We start from the raw sequence: 17,272 nt of genomic DNA on the forward strand, positions 1-17,272 counted from the left end.
AAGGCGGCGGCGACGGCTCGTTCGGTGTGGTCGCCGCGGAGGGCGGCGTCGAGGACGCGTTGGCGGAGGTCGAGCGAGAAGGCGCGCATGAGCGAGGAGTTGGGGTCGCCCCAACTTACATCATCCAGAACCCTGCTCTAGCTAGAGCACGACCAACCGATCGTTCCTCGCCATTGCACGGGAGGCGGTCTACATCGTGCGCTTCACCGACCGATGCCTTGAACGGGCACCCTCCACTTCACACCCTTACTCCTGTGCTCGCTGGACACTACGCCACCGCCCTCATCGCCCAACAGCGCATCAAGACGAGTGCGATCCTGTACTTCCTGATTGCGTGTCAATTCCCTGACTTTCTTTGGCTCGGCTTCCACTATCTCGGGCTCGAGCATACGGAGCCTACCGATGCCTTTGCGATGACCCTCGACACGATGCACGTCGAGATGATGTACAGCCATGACGTGCTGCCCACGTTGTTGTGGATGGCCGTGGTCGCGGGCATAGGCATAGCGATCTACCGCAACTGGAAGGTGGGCGCGGTGGGGGCAGGACTGCTCGGTGTGCACGCCGTTGCGGATTACTTCGTCGGCTTCCCTCACGGCGTGTTCGGCCCCGATTCGCCGCGAATCGGCTTCGGGCTGTACGAGACGGCACCCTATGTAGCCGTCACGCTAGAGCTCCTATTCACAGTCGCCGTCCTCGTCTGGTTTTTCCGAACGGATGCGCGCGCTGGAATCGCGTATGCAAGGACGTCCCTGGTCCTGTTTGCGGCCGTGTTCGGAGGCGGGATCGCGTTCATGTACCTCGTTGCGTCCACGACACTCGCCGAACTCCTCGGTCTCGGCGCCGTCGACGTGGGCTTCGGCACGGCGGTCCCCACGTTGATCCTGACGTACGCGGCCATGACCTTCGCCCTGTCGAAAGCCATGCGCGCGAGGAGAAGCACGGACCCACCCGCACACACGTAGCAGCCTCGAACACGTCGAAAAGAAGTCGAGGCCGATTCAGCGCGCCATCGACTGTACGCGCCGCAGGGTACCGCTCAGCCCTCGTCATGGAGGTCGGCGGTGAGGCTGTCGAGCGGGGCGTCGTGCTCCTCCTGAAATAGCACGAAGGGCACGCCGTCAGCGACCTGTCGTAGCGGCCGATGCTTCTCAATCACGTCGGCGTAGGTCTCGTAGCAGGCGAGCGCGGTTTCGGCCTGCTCGCGGTCGGCGTCGGTGAACGGCACGACGGCGCCGAGGTCGGCGCGCGGTACGCCGCGCAGCTTCATCGGGGCGTCCTCGATCTCGCCTTCGACGAGCGTGAAGAACGCGAGCCGGCGCGGGCTCCGCCCGGCGAGTTCGTCGCACACCGCGCAGTACGCCCGCTTCACGACGGCGTGCGTCACGAGGTGGTCCGGGTGCCCGCTGATGCCGTGATGCGCGTACGTCACCACGACGTCGGGCAGCACGGCCTCGATCTTCCGCTCGATGATGTGTTCGAGGTCGCGCGGGTCAAGCCCGGCGAGGCCGCCGTCGGGGAAGTCGAGGACGGTGAGCTCGATGCCGAGCACGTCGGCGACGCATTCCATCTCCTCCTCCCGCCGCGCGCCCATTTCGTCCACCGAAAGGCCGAGGTCGTGCCGGACCTTCGTCGCGCCCCCTTTCGTCAGCGTGAGGAGGTGGACGTCGTGCCCCTCGCGGACCTGCCGGGCGATGGCAGGCGCGGGTCCGAAGGACTCGTCGTCGGGATGGGGGAAGATGTAGAGAATCGTCATGGGAAGAGAGGACGGGCGAAGGAAGGGAAGAGCGAAGAGAAGGAAGAGCGGAGGAGGATCGAGCACCGACCGACGCGCCTGACCTCTTCCGCTCTTTCGGTCTTCCACGCCTCCGTCCTATCCCGGTTCGTCGGCGGCCGTCACGATCTCGTGGAAGACGGCTCGGCCGGTCCGCAGCATCCGCCGGACGTAGGGGTGGCAGAGCTTGCAGTTCTCCCCGAACGCCGCGTGCTCCTGCAGCTCCGTGACGGTCTCCGAGCCCGTTGCGTCGGCGACGGTCTTGAGTTCGGCGAACGTCACGCCGAAGCAGTAGCACCGGTCGATGTGGACGGCCATGCGGCGGCGCTAGTTGGTGGCGCGGAGGAAGGCGATGTGGCTGGGCACGACGCCGACGCCGAACCCGCGCGTCCGCGTACCGTCCGGGGCGAAAACTCCGACGCGGCCTCGGGCGGTGAACGGCGCGTCAGGATGGAGGTACGCCACGTAGAGCGCGCCGTTGATGCCGTCGTACGCGACGGCGTTGATCCCCTCGCCTATCATATTGAGCGTGGCTTCGAGCCGGTTGCGGTCCGTGTCGAACCGGTAGACCAGGCCGCCTTCGGCGTAGGCCGCGACGAGAAGGGCGGCCTCCGGCGAATAGTCGGCGTCCTGCCCCACGCTCGCCGTCCCGACCGGCGTCGGGAAGTCCACGCGAGCGACCTCGTCTCCGTTGGCGCCGTTGAGTACGACGATCGCGCCATTCGTCTGCCCCGTCGGGTTGCCCTCCGTGTCGAACGTCGTCGCACCCGTGCAGACGGCAACGATCTCGCGCTGCGCGTCGGCGAAGAGGAAGCGCGGCCCGTCGCACCCGACGTCGATGCGCTCGATCTCCTCGAAGGTATCGGCGTCGAGGACGGTCACGGTGCGACCCGCGCCGAAGTCGAAGTTGGCAACATAGAGCCGGTTGCCGACGAGCGCGAGGCCGTCGGGGTTACCGCCGAGCGTGACGCGCTCCCCCGCCGTCCCCTCCGCGAGGTCGAGCGCGACGACGCCGCCGTCGCTGAACCCCTCATCGAAGAGGGAGGTGACGAACGCGCGGTCGCCGTCGAACACGAAGTAGCGAGGGTTCGCGACATCGTACTGCCCGACCCGCTCCAACGTCTCGGCGTCGAGCACGTCGACGCCGGTGAGCGTCGCGAGGTAGAGCCGCCCGGCGTGGACAGCGATGCTCTGCACGAAGCGGTCGTTGAACGCCTCCCGCGCCCGATCCGTGGCGGGGTCATACACCGTGAGCCCGCCGTCGTCCGCGCCGAACGCCCCCTGCTCGGCGATGAACACGCCGTCCGTGAATGGGAGCGGACCCGGATCGGTCGTGGAGTCGCAGGCGGTGAGGAGAAGCGGGAGGCAGAGCAGGAGCGCGAAGCGTCGCATGGGGCGTCGTTTAGAAGGAGAGGTGGAGGCGGAGGCGGGCGTGGCGTGGCGGCATCGGGTAGCCGCGCACGACTTCGATCTCGGCGTCGAGCGCGTTCTCAACGGCGAGCGCGAGCGCGGCGGCGAACTGCGGGAAGCGGTGGTGGAGGCGGATCTGGCCGTCGAGCGTGAACGTGGCGGGCAGGTCGAGGCTGCCGTCGGAGCGGACGGGACGGGCACTCGTGAACCGCCCACCGGCATCGAGCCGGAGCTTGGTCGCCGAGCCGAGCGCGAGCGCGGCATCGGCGTGGAGCTTGAATTGATGCCGCGGGACGTAGCGGAGCTGGTGGCCCCACGTCGTCGAGCCCGGCCGCGAGCGGTCGCGGGCGTCGGTGAGCGTGTAGATCAGCCCGCCGCCGAGCACCGTGCGGCCGAGCCGAACGCCCGCCCGCCGGGCCGAGGCTTCGAGCCCGAGCGTGCGCGTCCGGCTGAGATTTTTGGGCGCGTAAAAACCACCCGCCGCTGGCTGCCACACGATCTGATCGCGGAGCCGCGACGCGAAGACGCTCACTTCAGCGCTCGCTCCGCCGCGCTCGACAGCCGCGCCGAGGTCGGCGGTCCATCCGCGTTCGGGGCGGAGGTCGGGGTCGCCGCCGGGCTGCCAGAAGCGGTCGTTGAAGGTGGGGGCGCGGAAGGCGAGACCGGCGCTCGCCTTGAGCCACAGCGGCCACGCGGCGACGGGTTGTGCGTTCACGCCGAGGCGCGGGCTGAGGGCAGCGAGCATCCGCTCGGCCCCGCCGGAGCGGAGGTAGACGTCGGCGCGGAGCGCTGGGTAAAGGAGGATGCGCCCGAGATCGCCCGTCGCGTGGACGAACGCCCCGAGCCGCGTCTCGCGCGCGTCGTCGCGCAGGTTCGGGTGCGACGCCGTCCCGACGCCGCCCGTCACCCCGCCCGCGACGACCCACGCCGGATGCACGAGCGCCCGCGCCTCGATCTCGCCCGAGCCGAGCCACGTTCGCCCCGTGTCGTCGAGCCCGAGTGCGGCGTTACGGTAGCGGAGCGACGCGCGCTGCACGAGGCCGCCCGCTCGGAGCGCGACGGGGCCGAGCCGCGAGGCCACGTCGCCCCACACGCGGAGGTGCCGGTCCCACTGCCGCTCGTCCTGCGACGCGCTGCCGACGCTGCCGGGCAGCCCGCGCTCGGCAGCGCCCACCCACGCCCCGACCTGCCCCCGCGTCGGGCCGTCCGGCGCGAGTTCGACACGAGCGTAGACGGAGTGGAGCACGCGGTCCGCGCCATCGCGGCGAGCCGTTGCCCCGTCGAGCCCGGCGTTCGGATCGAAGAAGGTGAAGTCGCCCTCGGATGTCTGCGTTTCAGCAGCGACGAGGGCGGAGACCGCCCCGCGCGTCCCGGCGGCGAGGCCGCTGAACGACCGCTCGCCCCACGCCCCGGCCATGCTCGCGAGCGTCAGCCGGTCCCGGCCGGGCCGCGCCGTGCGGAGGTCGATCACGCCGCCGACACCATCCGTCCCGTAGAGCGCCGAGCCCGCGCCGTGGAGGATCTCGACGCGCTCCAGCAGCACCGTCGGCAGCAGCCCCACATCGAGTTGGCCGAGCTGCGGATCCGCGATGCGGTGGCCGTCGAGGAGGACGAGCGTCTGGCTCGCACCCGTGCCGCGGAGGGAGAGGCTGGCCAGGCCGCCCGCCCCGTAGCGCCGGACGAAGACGGCCGAGCGTGCGTCAAGCAGGTCCGCCACGGACGAGGCCCCGACCGCTTCCACCGCCTCCGCGTCGAGCACGGTGACGCGCGCCGGGGCGAGCGCTACTGCCGTCTCCGCCCGCGTCGCGACGACACTGACGGCGGGCAGCGTGGTGTCTGCCGGGACGGAGTCCGCACGCTGCGCCGCGACGAGCGGGGTGGCGAGCAGGCTTAGAAAAAGGAGAGCGAGGAGGCGCACGAAAAAACCCGAACCTCAAAAGAGAGGGTCGGGTCGCCGGGCCGGCGGGATACGAGATCGCCGGGCGCGCTCGCAGCGCGCAGCACCTGACCCTCTGATCCCGGAGGTCGCTGGTGAGGACGCGCTCGGGCAGGTCTCCTGGCTCGCGGCGTGGAGGCGCTGCGGGAAGCAGCGGGCCTCGGTCCTCCGGCTCGGCCCGGGCCTTCCCCTCCGGCTCGCGGAAATCGCGGGTGGAAAGTGGCCCGGTGCCTCGGCACCGTCGGACGCGCCGCCTACAGTTGCGGGTACAGCTCCAGCTTCGCGCGGGCACGCCGCGCCGACTGGATTCCCTTTTCATCTGCGCCCGCACCGAAGCGATGCGCAGAACCTGAGGCGTATGGGAAAGAGCGAGCCCGAAGATAAGGCCGTCCATGCGCAGGACCAATCCCCGCGAGCGCCTCCGCTACAAAACCTAACATCCTATTGCCCCCTCATCGATCAACCGTTCGTGGATGAGAACACCCCGAAGCGTACCTTGACATCGCAGCAACACCCTCTGCCGCACTGGATCTCATTCGGTGCCCGCCCCACACTCCGCTGTCGTATCGCATGGACCGCCGCATCTTCATCGTCGAAGACCACTCGTTCGTCCGGGAGATGCAGGCTCGGCTCATCAACCTCCAGCCTGGCATGACGGTGTGCGGCACGGCCGAGAGCATCGAGGCTGCCCTCGCCGACCTCGCGGCCCTTCCCGACGGCGCCGACCTCGTCATCCTCGACCTCTCGCTCTTCGAGACCTCGGGGTTCGACCTCCTCGCCACGATCCGAGAGCGCTGGCCAAATCTGCCCTGCGTCGTGCATTCCGGCAAGCCCGCCATCGAGTTCGAAGCGGCGGCGCTCGAGGCAGGAGCGGTCGGGTACGTGGAAAAGGGGGACGCCATCTCGTTGCTCCACATCATCCGAACCACCCTCGATATCTCAGAATCCCTATGACAGCCGACCTCTCCCGGGAGCGCATCATCGCGCGCAACCACGTGACTGTCAGCGGGCGAGGCGCACAGCCCATCCTGTTCGCCCATGGGTTCGGGTGCGACCAGACCATGTGGCGCTTCGTAGCGCCGGCGTTCGAAGACGACTATCGCGTCGTCCTCTTCGACTACGTCGGCGCGGGCCGCTCCGACCTCAAGGCCTACGATGCCCATCGCTACAGCCATCTCGAGGGGTACGCCCGGGACGTCCTCGACATCTGCGAGGCCCTCGACCTGCGGGACGTCATCTTCGTCGGGCACTCGGTGAGCAGCATGATCGGGGTGCTCGCCGCGCGCAAGGCCCCGGAGCGGTTCGCCCGCCTCATCCTCGTCGGCCCCTCGCCGCACTACCTCAACGACGGGGACTACCTGGGCGGCTTCGAGCGGGCCGATCTGGAGGGGCTCTTCGACCTCATGGACAAGAACTACATCGGCTGGGCGAACTTCCTCGCACCTGTCGTGATGAAAAACGACGAGCGGCCCGAACTGACGGAGGAGCTTCAAGAGAGTTTCTGCTCGACCGACCCCGTGATCGCGCGGCGCTTCGCCGAAGCCACGTTCTTCGCCGACAACCGGGCCGACCTCCCCGGCGTGACCGTGCCCTCCCTCGTCCTCCAGTGCACCGACGATGCGATCGCGCCTGACGCGGTGGGCACGTACGTCCACCACCACATCCCCGGCAGCGCGTTCCACCACCTCGCTGCGACGGGCCACTGCCCCCACATGAGCCATCCGGACGAGACGACCGAGGCCATCCAGGCCTACCTCTCGTCGTCGCCCGCCGCCGCGTAAACCCGACCGCGCGCCCCGATGGCTAAAGCAGGCGCTACCGACCTCCTCCACACGGCGCCGTGCGGCTTCCTCGCCGTCGCCGACGACGGCAGGATCCTCTACGCGAACGTGACCCTCCTCGGGCTCGTCGAGGCCGATGCCCTGTCGGGGCAGCACGTCGATGCGATCCTGACCCCCGGGGCTCGCATCTTCTACCAGACCCACGTCTTCCCCCTCCTCAAGCTGCGCAACCGGGTGGAGGAGGTCTACCTCTCGCTGCGCACCCGCTCCGGCGACGACGTGCCCGTCCTCCTCAACGCCGTCCGCGGTATACGCGACGGGCACCCCGTCAACGACGCCGTCGTGGTCCCGATGCGGCGGCGCAACCAGTTCGAGTCCGAGCTCCTGCAGGCGAAGCACGTCGCCGAGGAGGCCAACCGGGCGCGGGCGCGGTTCCTCTCGATCCTCTCGCACGACCTCCGCGCCCCGCTCAGCGCCATCAACATGGCAGCGACGATCCTTCAAAGCGGGGCCGTCGGGCCCGTCAACGAGATCCAATCTCACGATCTCCGGCGCATCGAAGACGCGAGCAGCTACGTGCTGCGGCTGGTCACGGACTTGCTCAACTTCGCCCGGATGGAAGCGGGCCGTATCGACGTCCGCCTCCGCCCTATCGCCCTGTCCGACGTGCTGGACCGCACGCTCGGCGTGGTGGAGCCCCTCGCATCGGGTGCCGGGCTCACGTACGACGCGGACCTCCACGACCCGGCGTGCGAGATCCTCGCCGATCCCGAACGGCTCCAGCAGGTGCTCCTCAACCTCCTGACGAACGCCGTAAAGTTCACCGACGGGGGGGGCCGCATCACGCTGGCGTCCGAGCGCGTCGGCTCCACCGTCCGCCTGCACGTCCGCGATACCGGGCACGGGATCCCCCCGGACGCGATCGACCGCATTTTCGACCCCTTCGTGCAGCTCGACCGCCCCGACGCGAGCGGGCCGCGCGAGGGCGCCGGGCTCGGGCTCGCCATCAGCCGCGAACTCACGCACGCCATGAAGGGCGAGCTCACCGTGGCGAGCGTATTGGGCGCAGGGACCTCGTTCACGGTGGCCCTCCCCCTGGTCTCACCCGAAGGATGAACGCGCGGAGCGAGACGGCGCCGGGCAGCGTTACAACGTCACCGACTCACCGCGCGCCGGGATCACGACATCGCCGAAGCTCGGAGCCATTGCAGATTTGAGCTTCTCCTGCCGCTCGGGGTCGCCGTGGACGAGGAAGACGGTCTGGAGCCGGTCGCGGCTCTGGGCGCCGAGGAAGTCGAGGAGGCCGGGCTCGTCGGCGTGCGCGGAGAAGTAGTTGAGCACGGCGACCTCGGCCTTGAGCCGGTGCGGCTGGCCGAAGATCTTGACCTCCTCCCGCCGTTCGACGATCCGCTTGCCGAGTGTGTGCTCGGCTTGATAGCCGACGATCATCACCGTGCTGCGCGGGTCTTCGACGTTGTTGCGGAGGTGGTGGAGGATGCGCCCGTGCTCGGCCATCCCGCTCGCCGAGATGATGACCATCGGGACGCGCATGCCGTTGAGCGCCTTCGAGCGCTGGACGTCGCGGACGTATTCGAGCCGCTCGAAGCCGAACGGGTCGGGGTCGGTCAGGATGTAGTCGAGGAGCTTGCGGTCGTAGCACTCGGGATGCGTTTGGAAGACGCCGGTGACGTTAACCGCGAGCGGGCTATCGACGAAGACAGGGATGCGCGGAATCCGCTCCTCGTTCCACAACTGGTCGAGGGCGTAGACGAGCTCCTGCGTCCGGCCGACGGCGAAGGCGGGGATGATGACCTTGCCGCCACGCGCCGCCGTCCGGCTGACGACGTCGGCCAGGGCGTCCTTCGCCTTGCCCGCTGGCTCGTGCGTCTTTCCACCGTACGTCGACTCCGTGATCAGCCAGTCGCAGTCGAGCATCGGCTGCGGATCGCGGAGGATCGGGCGGCCGGGGTTGCCGACGTCGCCGGTGAAGCCGAGCCGTTTCTGCCGACTGCCCTCGGTGACGGTGAGCGTCATCGTCGCCGAGCCGAGGATGTGGCCGGCGTCGCGGTACTCGACCTCGCAGCCGGGGACGGGCTCGAACGGCGCGCGGTAGCCGACGCCGACGAAGAGGTTCAACACGCCCTCGGCGTCGTCTTTCGTGTAGAGCGGCTGCACGGCGGGCTCGCCCTTTTTGCGGAACCGCTTGTTGAAGAAGGCGGCGTCGCTCTCCTGGATGTGCGCGCTGTCCATCAGCATCAGCGCGCAGAGGTCGTAGGTCGCGTGCGTGGCGAAGATGCGCCCCCGGAAGCCGGCTTTGTAGAGTCCCGGCAGCATCCCCGAGTGGTCGATGTGGGCGTGGGAGAGGAGGACGGCGTCGATCTCCCGGGCCTCGGCGGGGAAGGTGCCGTTGATCTCTTTGGCCTCCGCACGACGGCCCTGGAACAGCCCGCAGTCGAGGAGCAGCTTCTCCCCACTGTCGAGCTCGACGAGGTGCATGGAGCCGGTGACGGTGCGGGCGGCGCCCCAGAAGGTGAGCTTCATCGGATGCGGGGGTCGAGGAATAGTAGACACGACACGTCGCGTCTGCGGGATTCAGGGGACGAGCGTCAATCTACACGCCCGGCCCGAAACGCAGCGCGCCCGCTCCACCGAGGCGGAACGGGCGCGGACGGTGCGCACGCGGTCTAGTTACGGCCTGATGCGCCGGGCGAGGCGCTCGGCGCGGTCGGTGGGGCTCTCCTCTACCTCGGCGTCGGGTAGGTCGAGGCGGGCGGCGGCGGCCTCGGGGTTCCGCTGCGCGAGCTCGAACGTCTCCGTCGTCACGATGGCTTCGAGGTTCTGGACGCGCTGCGTGAGCCGCTTGCGGTCGGCCTTCGCGCTCTCGAGTTCGTGGATCACCTCCTGGAGGAGCTGCTGCTGCTCGGAGGAGGGCGCGGCACGGGACGCGCCGCTGGCCCAGTTGCGCGACGCTTGCACGATGGCCCACGCGAGGATGGCGACGATGGCGACGAGAAAGGGACCCATGATCGGTGTCGGTAGTGACGGGGCTGGCTCTCATGATAACCCGGAAGGCCACACGCGTGGTACGCCTACTCGACCCAGAGCGTTTTTGCGTTGACGAACTCGCGGATGCCGAGGCCGGATAGCTCGCGCCCGTACCCGCTGTCTTTCACCCCGCCGAACGGGAGGTGCGGGTGGCTCTTCACGAGCTGGTTGACGAACGCGCAGCCGCACTCCAGCCGCCGGGCGACGGCCTCGCCCTTCGCCCGGACCTCGGTGAAGACGGCCCCGCCGAGTCCGAAGTGGGTGTCATTCGCGAGGTCCACGGCCTCGTCGAGATCGGCGGCGACGATGACGGAGGCGACGGGCCCGAAGATTTCTTCCTCGAACGCGACGGTCCCGCGCTGCACGTTCCCGAGCACGGTCGGGGCGTAGTAGAAGCCAGCCCGGTCCAGCTTCTTGCCGCCGGTGAGGATCTCGGCACCGTCCGCCACGGCGCGCTCGACCTGATCGTGGACCTCGTCGCGGAGGTCCTCCCGTGCCATCGGCCCGACATCGGTGCCGTCGTCCATCGGGTTGCCGACGGCGAGGCTCTCGAAGGCGCGGACGAACCGCTCGGTGAAGGCCTCGGCGACGGACGCCTCGACGATGAACCGCTTGGCGGCGATGCACGACTGCCCGTTGTTCTGCACGCGGGCGTTCACCCCAATCTCGACGGCGCGGTCGAGGTCGGCGTCGGCGAGGACGAGGAACGGGTCGGAGCCGCCGAGTTCGAGCACGGTCGGCTTGAGGTGCTGCCCGGCGGCGGCGGCGATCGCGCGGCCGGCCGCTTCGCTGCCCGTCAGCGTCACGCCGCGCACGCGAGCGTCGGCGATCACGTCCTCGAACCGGTCGTGCGGAACGAGGAGGTTCTGGAAGACGCCCGCGCCGAAGCCAGCCTCGCGGAAGAGGTCTTCCATCGCGTGCGCGCAGCTCTGCACGTTCGAGGCGTGCTTGAGGATGCCGACGTTGCCCGCCATCACGTTCGGCGCGGCGAAGCGGAAGGCCTGCCACAGCGGGAAATTCCACGGCATCACCGCGAGGATCAGCCCGAGTGGCTGATACGCGATCACGCTCTTCGTCGCCTCCGTCTCCACGGGTTCGTCGGCGAGTTGGGCCTCGGCGTGCTCGGCGTAGTAGCGGCAGACCCACGCGCACTTCTGCGCCTCGGCGACAGCCTGCGCGAGCGGCTTCCCCATCTCCCGCGTCATCAGTTCGCCCAACGACTGCTTCCGCTCATCGAGCAGGTCGGCGACGCGGTTCATCATCCGGGCGCGCTCGGCGAACGACGCGGCGCGATGGCGGGGGAACGTGTCAGCGGCGCGCTGGAGAATGGATTCGGTCTCCGTTTCGGAGTGGTAGGGGTAGGTGGCGAGCGTCTCGCCGGTGGCGGGATTGACGCTGGTCGCGGAGGTGGACATGAGGGGGGCGGAGTGAAATCAGAGAGGAGAGGGAGCGGCGCCTTGCGTCCGATGCCGGAAACGGAGACATTGGAGCGGCTTTCCGTCGACGAACCGTGGCACTACCCGAACCAACTCCAACTGACACGAGCGAGCGGGGCATCTTGCTCCGCCTCCGCACCATCATCGCCGCCGTGCGTGCTCGGCTCCGCGCGCTCCAGCACCGTGTCGTCCGCTCGGGCCGCCCCGCGCCGCCGCCCGACATAGCGCAGGAAGTCATGGACGCCGTGACCGCCGCGCGGCAGGCGCAGATCGAGGCGTTCGTCGGCAGGCCCATCGGCGACCTCGCGCTCTACGACCGCGCGCTCCGGCACCGCTCCGTCCTGCGCGGGCAGCCCAACAGCCACCTCCAGAGCAACGAGCGGCTAGAGTTCCTCGGCGACGCCGTGCTCGGCGTCGTCATCGCCGAGCGGCTCTACGTCGACTTCGCCGACCGCGACGAGGGCTTCCTCACGCGGACGCGCGCCAAGCTCGTCAACGGGCCCATCCTCGCCCGCTACGCCGACGCGCTCGGCCTCGGCCCGCTCCTCCTCCTCAGCCCGAACATGGCGCAGGGCGAGGGCCGGCAGAACCCTACGGTCCTCGCCGACGCCTTCGAAGCCATCCTCGGGGCGCTCTACCTCGACCTCGGCTTCGACGCCGCCCGCTCCTTCGTCTTCGACCTCATCGACGAGCACCTCGACCTCGACGAGATCGCCGAGCAGCGGAACAACTTCAAGAGCCTGCTGCTGGAGTACGTGCAGGCGCGGGGGCAGCCGCAGCCCGCTTACCACGTCGTCGCCGAGGAAGGGCCGAGCCACGAGCGCGAGTTCACGATCGAGGTCCGCGTCGAGAAGCGGAGGCTCGGATCGGGCCACGCGCGGTCGAAGAAACAGGCCGAGCAGCAGGCCGCCTGCGAGGCGCTCGACCGCCTCCGAGAAGAAGAGCGAGAGGCCGCCGACGCGGCGAAACAATAGCCCCGGCGTTTGGTTCGGCTCGATGGGGCCCGCGGGCCCCGCCGACCGACGCCCTCCCCCCGACCCTGGACCGCCGCTATGCAAGTCGTCCCCGACGCCCTCGCCCTCCGCCACCCGGACCGCTTCGAGCGCCGCCACAACGGCCCCGCGCCCGATGGCGTCGAGGCCATGCTCGACGCGCTCGGGCTGGACTCGCTCGACGCGCTCGCCACGGCCGCCGTGCCGGACAGCATCCGCACCGACCGGCCGCTCGACCTCCCCGCCCCGCTCACCGAGGCGCAGTTGCTGGAGCGCGCCCGCACGCTCGCCGAGCGGAACAGCGTCTACCGCTCGTACCTCGGGATGGGCTACCACGACACGATCACGCCGCCGGTCATCCTGCGCAACGTGTTCGAGAATCCGGGCTGGTACACGCAGTACACGCCGTATCAGGCCGAGATCGCGCAGGGCCGGCTCGAAGCCCTGCTCAACTTCCAGACCGCCGTCGCCGACCTCACCGGGCTGCCGATCGCGAACGCCTCGCTCCTCGACGAAGGCACGGCCGCCGCCGAGGCGATGAGCATGTTCTTCGGGCAAGCGCGCGGGAAGAAGACGCGGTTCTTCGTCGCCGAGAGCTGTCACCCGCAGACGATCGCCGTGGTGCAGGGCCGCGCCGAGCCGATCGGCGTCGAGGTCGTCGTCGGCGACCCGGCGGACTTCGCGTTCGGTGACGACGTATTCGGCGCCCTCCTGCAGTACCCGACGACGGAGGGCGCGGTCGAGGATTACGCCGACTTCTGCGCTGCCGCGCACGACGCCGGGGCGTACGTCGCCGTCGCCACCGACCTGCTCGCCCTCACCCTCCTCACTCCGCCCGGCGAGTTCGGCGCGGACGTGGCCGTAGGCAACTCGCAGCGCTTCGGGGTGCCGCTCGGCTATGGCGGCCCGCACGCCGCGTTCTTCGCCACGACCGACGAGTTCAAGCGGAAGATCCCCGGCCGCATCATCGGCGTCTCCGTCGATGCGAACGGCGACACCGCGCTGCGGATGGCGTTGCAGACGCGCGAGCAGCACATCCGCCGCGAGAAGGCGACCTCGAACATCTGCACGGCGCAGGTGCTCCTCGCCGTCATCGCGTCGATGTACGCGGTTTACCACGGGCCGGAGGGACTGAAAGCGATTGCCGAGCGCGTCCACGGCTTCACCAAGCTCCTCTCCCGCGGCCTCCGCCGAATCAGCCATGAGGTCGTCCACGACGACTTCTTCGACACGCTCCGCGTCCGCCCCGCCGCTGGCTTCAAGTCCGCCGACATCGCCAAGCGCGCCGCCCACGAGTTCGGCATAAACCTCCGCGCCTTCGGCGACGGCACGCTCGGCATCGCCCTCGATGAGACCGTCGGGATCGACGACGTGAACGACCTGCTGATGGCGTTCTCCGGTACCGCCGCACCCGGCTTCACGGCCGACGAACTCGTGGGCGAGATGGAATCGGGGTACGACGGCGCGCTCGCCCGGACGAGCGACTTCATGACGCACCCGAACTTCCACCGCTACCGGAGCGAGACGCAGATGCTCCGCTACCTCAAGAAGCTGGAGAACCGGGACCTCTCGCTCGCGCACTCGATGATCCCGCTCGGGAGCTGCACGATGAAGCTCAACGCGACGGCCGAGATGATCCCCGTCACGTTCCGCGGCTTCTCGAAGCTACACCCGTTCGCGCCCCTCGCGCAGGCCGCGGGCTACCACGAGATGATGGACGAGCTGCGTGAGTGGCTCAAAGAGATCACCGGCTTCTCCGACGTGAGTTTGCAGCCCAACAGCGGCGCGCAGGGCGAGCTCGCCGGGCTCATGACGATCCGCGCCTACCACCTCCACCGCGGCGACACCGACCGGACGGTCTGCCTCATCCCGTCGTCGGCGCACGGCACGAACCCCGCGAGCGCGGTGATGGCCGGGATGGACGTCGTCGTCGTCAAGTCCGACGAGAAGGGGAACGTGGATATGGACGACCTCCGCGCGAAGGCCGAGCAGCACGCTGACCGCCTCGCCGCGCTGATGATCACGTACCCGAGCACGCACGGCGTCTTCGAGCGGACGATCCGCGAGATCGCCGAGCACGTCCACGCGAATGGCGGGCTCGTCTACATGGACGGCGCGAACATGAACGCCCAGGTCGGGCTGTGCCGGCCGGGCGAGTTCGGGATGGACGTGTGCCACCTCAACCTGCACAAGACGTTCTCGATTCCGCACGGCGGCGGCGGGCCGGGGATGGGGCCGATCTGCGTCAACGACACGCTCGCCCCGTTCCTCCCGGCGCACCCCGTCGTGGACGGCGTCGGTGGGCAGGAAGGTATCGCGCCGATCTCGGCCGCACCCTACGGCAGCGCGTCGATCCTGCTGATCTCGTGGGCGTATATCGCGATGATGGGCGGCCCCGGGCTGACGCGGGCGACGGCGCTCGCCATCCTCAACGCCAACTACATGGCGAAGCGGCTCGAAGGGCATTACGACGTCCTCTTCCGCGGCCCCGTGGGCTACGTCGCCCACGAGTTCATCCTCGACCTCCGCCCGTTCTCCGACGCGGGCATCACCGCCGAGGACGTGGCGAAGCGGCTCATCGACTACGGCTTCCACGCCCCGACGATGAGTTGGCCCGTCGCCGGCACGCTGATGATCGAGCCGACCGAGAGCGAAGCGCAGGACGAGCTCGACCGGTTCTGCGAGGCGATGATCGCGATCCGCTCCGAGATTCAAGAGATCGAACTCGGCGTTGTCGACGTGGAGCAGAGCGCGCTCCGCCACGCCCCGCACACCGCCGCCGTCGTCACCGCTGACGAGTGGGACCGGCCGTACTCGCGGCAGCAGGCGGCGTACCCAGCGGCGTGGACGCGCGAGGCGAAGTTCTGGCCCGCCGTCGGCCGCGTGGACAACGCATGGGGCGACCGCAACCTCGTCTGCTCCTGCCCGCCCATCGAGGAGTATCAGTAAAGCGCAGGGTATCGAACCGACGTAGGGGCGCAGCGTGCTGCGCCCCTACTGTTTTGCCGTCAGCGCGTCTCGCGGTAGAGCGCTTCGAACACGTCGATGAAAGGCTGTCCGAGCGCGTCCGAGAACTCGCCGAGCCATCGCTGGATGTAGTTCACGTCTACCTCGTCCGCTTTGAGCAGCACGCTGCGCGCATCCTCGATGTCGCGCGGCGACGACCTTGTGGATCAGCAGATCCTCCCGCGAGGCGAAGCGCACGTCGGTGCCCGCGATGTCTACGTGCCGCGCGCCGCAGCGCCTCCTGCTCGTAGCCGGAAAAGGAAAAGATGACGTCCACGCGGATACGCGAGTCCGAGTCTTCGCAGAGCAGTACGAGCGTTTCCTCAACGAACGCCGTGTCCACGAGCGCCTGGAAACCGACGCCCGTGAGGGCGGCGAGGACGTCCGGGAGCCGGTCTGGCGCGGCCCCAATCGTCACGCCGATGTCTTGCGTGACACGCGGCTCGCCGTAGAGCAGCACGGCTTGTCCTCCGATCACCCTGTAGGGCAGGCCGACCGCTCCAAACGCCTCAGCGAGGCGGCTCAGGAGGTGGTCGAAGGTTGAAGGCATTGGCGGTTCGGAGGTCGGCCTCTATGCCTCGCAGCGAGGGCGACGGCCACACGCCGAGGGCGAGCGCTTCCTGATAGAGCGCCTCTACGATACGCCGGTTATGCTCGAAGTCCGGCGGGGTCTGGCGGATGCGCTCGCGCTCGAATGCGGCGACGCGCGCGAAGTCGGGGCGAAGCATAGCGGTGCTACGCTCGCCAAGAGAACTGGGTCCACCGACCTGTCGGGAGGGTGTCGTGTCATTCTACGGCGACCGAGGCGAAAGCGGGCGCGCCTGTACCGTCCGCAATGGGAGCCTCGTCTCACCGTGCCAGCCCCCTCTGGTTGGTCACACATGCCGCGCTGCTCCAGGCGTGGATGAGACTCAATAGGAGTCCGGTAGCGAGACTCGACCGACTCAGCTAAGCTATCCGGCGACGAATTGTTGATCGCGGCGCGTGACGCCTCATGGCTCAAAGCAGAGCCTGTAGCTTATGCTTTGGAAGCGATACACTTGCGACGGGGAGCAGGTCGGACCCTTGTGAATTCACCTAGTGCTTTACCTGAGCCGATCGGTGATAAGTCCCTCTGGGCAGCAGGCGGGGATTCCCCCCAACATAACGCACTCCCACCCCCCACTCCGGAGGGTTGACAAGTGGCTCACGAGAGCATAGTATGCGGCCCGACGTAACGCCGCAACTGCTGATTGATCCCGCGTCGGCGTCACACTCAAAAGACGACGCCGTCCTCATGATATCCGGTTCGCGCTGTGTGGTACGATTACTGATCCACATGTCGTCGCCCCTCGTATCCTGACTGCGCTCAGGCTCAACTCGGCGCAGAAGATTTCCGTTTATGAACACCTCCGCCCCCAACTCACGAACCGCTCTTCGCCCCGCCGTCGTGCGGGGGCTCGGCGGTGTCGTCATTGCGGTGCTCGTCGCGCTCGCTCCGGTCGCCGCCGCGCAGGACACCCCTGCGCCAACGGTCCCCGTCCCGTCCACGAGCGAGGCCCCGGCCGACTCGGCGGACACCGACGCCGAGCAGCGCCTCATCCCGCAGTCCTACGGCATCACCGGGCTCGTTGTGGACGAGACGCGCACGACGATCGGCCGCGACTTTTACGACACGTTCTACGAGGCGTGGACGTCGCCCGAGGGCTCGGTCAACTACACCGTCGTCGTAGAGGAGCAACCCGTCCCGGGGCGGGGGACGCGCGTGCTCGTCCGCCTCAACGATGAGGTCGCCTTTGACACGCGGTTGCAGCCGGGCTACGATCGCATCCGGGAAGCCGCGCTCGCCGCCGTAGGTTATACCCGCCGCGCGCTCTCCTCGGCCGCCCCGCTCTCGCGCGGACTCTAGACCG

The 17,272-nt window shown here is 68.8% G+C and carries 17 protein-coding genes and 1 riboswitch; of the genes, 7 read left to right on the plus strand and 10 right to left on the minus strand.

Features of this window, described 5'->3' with window-relative positions:
- On the plus strand, positions 1-965 hold a 965-nt coding region (locus ABJF88_09015), incomplete at its 5' end, for a hypothetical protein (GenBank protein MEP0547060.1).
- A gap of 74 nt (positions 966-1,039) precedes the next feature.
- Here the strand turns inward: ABJF88_09015 and ABJF88_09020 are convergent.
- From ABJF88_09020 to ABJF88_09035, 4 genes are all read right to left on the minus strand, one after another.
- Entirely contained in the window at positions 1,040-1,756 is a 717-nt protein-coding gene (locus tag ABJF88_09020) for a PIG-L family deacetylase (GenBank protein ID MEP0547061.1), read from the minus strand.
- A 117-nt stretch (positions 1,757-1,873) separates the two neighbouring features.
- Complete coding sequence (locus tag ABJF88_09025) at positions 1,874-2,092, minus strand: (2Fe-2S)-binding protein (GenBank protein MEP0547062.1); 219 nt, start codon at positions 2,090-2,092, stop codon at positions 1,874-1,876.
- Between the two features lie 9 nt (positions 2,093-2,101).
- Positions 2,102-3,166 (minus strand): hypothetical protein, encoded by a 1,065-nt coding sequence (locus ABJF88_09030; GenBank protein ID MEP0547063.1) that lies wholly within the window; start codon positions 3,164-3,166, stop codon positions 2,102-2,104.
- 10 nt (positions 3,167-3,176) lie between these two features.
- Positions 3,177-5,102, minus strand: a complete 1,926-nt coding sequence (locus tag ABJF88_09035) for a TonB-dependent receptor (protein MEP0547064.1) — start codon at positions 5,100-5,102, stop codon at positions 3,177-3,179.
- Between the two features lie 110 nt (positions 5,103-5,212).
- Positions 5,213-5,488: riboswitch (cobalamin riboswitch) on the minus strand.
- A gap of 202 nt (positions 5,489-5,690) precedes the next feature.
- Between ABJF88_09035 and ABJF88_09040 the strand changes: the two genes are divergently transcribed.
- From ABJF88_09040 to ABJF88_09050, 3 genes are read left to right on the plus strand one after another with little or no spacing between them, the layout of a single operon-like run.
- Positions 5,691-6,074 (plus strand): response regulator transcription factor, encoded by a 384-nt coding sequence (locus ABJF88_09040; protein MEP0547065.1) that lies wholly within the window; start codon positions 5,691-5,693, stop codon positions 6,072-6,074.
- Positions 6,071-6,901, plus strand: coding sequence for an alpha/beta hydrolase (locus ABJF88_09045; protein MEP0547066.1), 831 nt, complete (start codon positions 6,071-6,073; stop codon positions 6,899-6,901). Before ABJF88_09040 ends, ABJF88_09045 begins: the two co-directional genes overlap by 4 nt.
- 18 nt (positions 6,902-6,919) lie before the next feature.
- On the plus strand, positions 6,920-8,017 hold the full coding sequence (locus ABJF88_09050) for a HAMP domain-containing sensor histidine kinase (GenBank protein MEP0547067.1): 1,098 nt from the start codon (positions 6,920-6,922) through the stop codon (positions 8,015-8,017).
- 30 nt (positions 8,018-8,047) lie between these two features.
- Here the strand turns inward: ABJF88_09050 and ABJF88_09055 are convergent, their stop codons facing one another.
- From ABJF88_09055 to ABJF88_09065, 3 genes are all read right to left on the minus strand, one after another.
- The gene (locus tag ABJF88_09055) at positions 8,048-9,442 is read right to left on the minus strand and encodes an MBL fold metallo-hydrolase (protein MEP0547068.1); all 1,395 of its coding nucleotides are present in this window, start codon (positions 9,440-9,442) and stop codon (positions 8,048-8,050) included.
- Positions 9,443-9,589: 147 nt separating this feature from the next.
- Complete coding sequence (locus ABJF88_09060) at positions 9,590-9,925, minus strand: hypothetical protein (GenBank protein MEP0547069.1); 336 nt, start codon at positions 9,923-9,925, stop codon at positions 9,590-9,592.
- A 65-nt stretch (positions 9,926-9,990) separates the two neighbouring features.
- Positions 9,991-11,361, minus strand: a complete 1,371-nt coding sequence (locus ABJF88_09065; GenBank protein ID MEP0547070.1) for an NAD-dependent succinate-semialdehyde dehydrogenase — start codon at positions 11,359-11,361, stop codon at positions 9,991-9,993.
- 95 nt (positions 11,362-11,456) lie between these two features.
- On the opposite strand from ABJF88_09065, the gene rnc reads away from it, so the two are divergent.
- Positions 11,457-12,356, plus strand: coding sequence for a ribonuclease III (rnc, locus tag ABJF88_09070; protein ID MEP0547071.1), 900 nt, complete (start codon positions 11,457-11,459; stop codon positions 12,354-12,356).
- A 78-nt stretch (positions 12,357-12,434) separates the two neighbouring features.
- Complete coding sequence (gene gcvP / locus ABJF88_09075) at positions 12,435-15,323, plus strand: aminomethyl-transferring glycine dehydrogenase (GenBank protein MEP0547072.1); 2,889 nt, start codon at positions 12,435-12,437, stop codon at positions 15,321-15,323.
- Between the two features lie 59 nt (positions 15,324-15,382).
- Here the strand turns inward: gcvP and ABJF88_09080 are convergent, their stop codons facing one another.
- The 3 genes from ABJF88_09080 to ABJF88_09090 are packed head-to-tail and all read right to left on the minus strand — an operon-like array spanning position 15,383 to position 16,108.
- Complete coding sequence (locus tag ABJF88_09080) at positions 15,383-15,505, minus strand: hypothetical protein (GenBank protein MEP0547073.1); 123 nt, start codon at positions 15,503-15,505, stop codon at positions 15,383-15,385.
- Complete coding sequence (locus ABJF88_09085; protein ID MEP0547074.1) at positions 15,481-15,930, minus strand: hypothetical protein; 450 nt, start codon at positions 15,928-15,930, stop codon at positions 15,481-15,483. The genes ABJF88_09080 and ABJF88_09085 overlap by 25 nt, the downstream gene beginning before the upstream one ends.
- Positions 15,890-16,108, minus strand: coding sequence for a hypothetical protein (locus ABJF88_09090; GenBank protein ID MEP0547075.1), 219 nt, complete (start codon positions 16,106-16,108; stop codon positions 15,890-15,892). The genes ABJF88_09085 and ABJF88_09090 overlap by 41 nt, the downstream gene beginning before the upstream one ends.
- Positions 16,109-16,761: 653 nt before the next feature.
- On the opposite strand from ABJF88_09090, the gene ABJF88_09095 reads away from it, so the two are divergent.
- Positions 16,762-17,268 carry a CsgE family curli-type amyloid fiber assembly protein gene (locus ABJF88_09095; protein MEP0547076.1) on the plus strand — a complete coding sequence of 169 codons (507 nt, stop codon included), beginning with the start codon at positions 16,762-16,764 and terminating at the stop codon, positions 17,266-17,268.
- The last annotated feature ends 4 nt before the right edge of the window (positions 17,269-17,272 follow it).

It is taken from the genome of Rhodothermales bacterium (assembly GCA_039944855.1).
Lineage (GTDB): Bacteria > Bacteroidota > Rhodothermia > Rhodothermales > JANQRZ01 > JBBSMX01.

What these genes read in the sequence shown, in the direction of transcription:
- ABJF88_09020 (MEP0547061.1), bottom strand. Translation starts at nt 1,756, where the DNA reads ATGACGATTCTCTACATCTTCCCCCATCCCGACGACGAGTCCTTCGGA.
- ABJF88_09025 (MEP0547062.1), bottom strand. Translation starts at nt 2,092, where the DNA reads ATGGCCGTCCACATCGACCGGTGCTACTGCTTCGGCGTGACGTTCGCC.
- ABJF88_09030 (MEP0547063.1), bottom strand. Translation starts at nt 3,166, where the DNA reads ATGCGACGCTTCGCGCTCCTGCTCTGCCTCCCGCTTCTCCTCACCGCC.
- ABJF88_09040 (MEP0547065.1), top strand. Translation starts at nt 5,691, where the DNA reads ATGGACCGCCGCATCTTCATCGTCGAAGACCACTCGTTCGTCCGGGAG.
- ABJF88_09045 (MEP0547066.1), top strand. Translation starts at nt 6,071, where the DNA reads ATGACAGCCGACCTCTCCCGGGAGCGCATCATCGCGCGCAACCACGTG.
- ABJF88_09050 (MEP0547067.1), top strand. Translation starts at nt 6,920, where the DNA reads ATGGCTAAAGCAGGCGCTACCGACCTCCTCCACACGGCGCCGTGCGGC.
- ABJF88_09055 (MEP0547068.1), bottom strand. Translation starts at nt 9,442, where the DNA reads ATGAAGCTCACCTTCTGGGGCGCCGCCCGCACCGTCACCGGCTCCATG.
- ABJF88_09060 (MEP0547069.1), bottom strand. Translation starts at nt 9,925, where the DNA reads ATGGGTCCCTTTCTCGTCGCCATCGTCGCCATCCTCGCGTGGGCCATC.
- ABJF88_09065 (MEP0547070.1), bottom strand. Translation starts at nt 11,361, where the DNA reads ATGTCCACCTCCGCGACCAGCGTCAATCCCGCCACCGGCGAGACGCTC.
- gcvP (MEP0547072.1), top strand. Translation starts at nt 12,435, where the DNA reads ATGCAAGTCGTCCCCGACGCCCTCGCCCTCCGCCACCCGGACCGCTTC.
- ABJF88_09085 (MEP0547074.1), bottom strand. Translation starts at nt 15,930, where the DNA reads ATGCCTTCAACCTTCGACCACCTCCTGAGCCGCCTCGCTGAGGCGTTT.
- ABJF88_09090 (MEP0547075.1), bottom strand. Translation starts at nt 16,108, where the DNA reads ATGCTTCGCCCCGACTTCGCGCGCGTCGCCGCATTCGAGCGCGAGCGC.
- ABJF88_09095 (MEP0547076.1), top strand. Translation starts at nt 16,762, where the DNA reads ATGAACACCTCCGCCCCCAACTCACGAACCGCTCTTCGCCCCGCCGTC.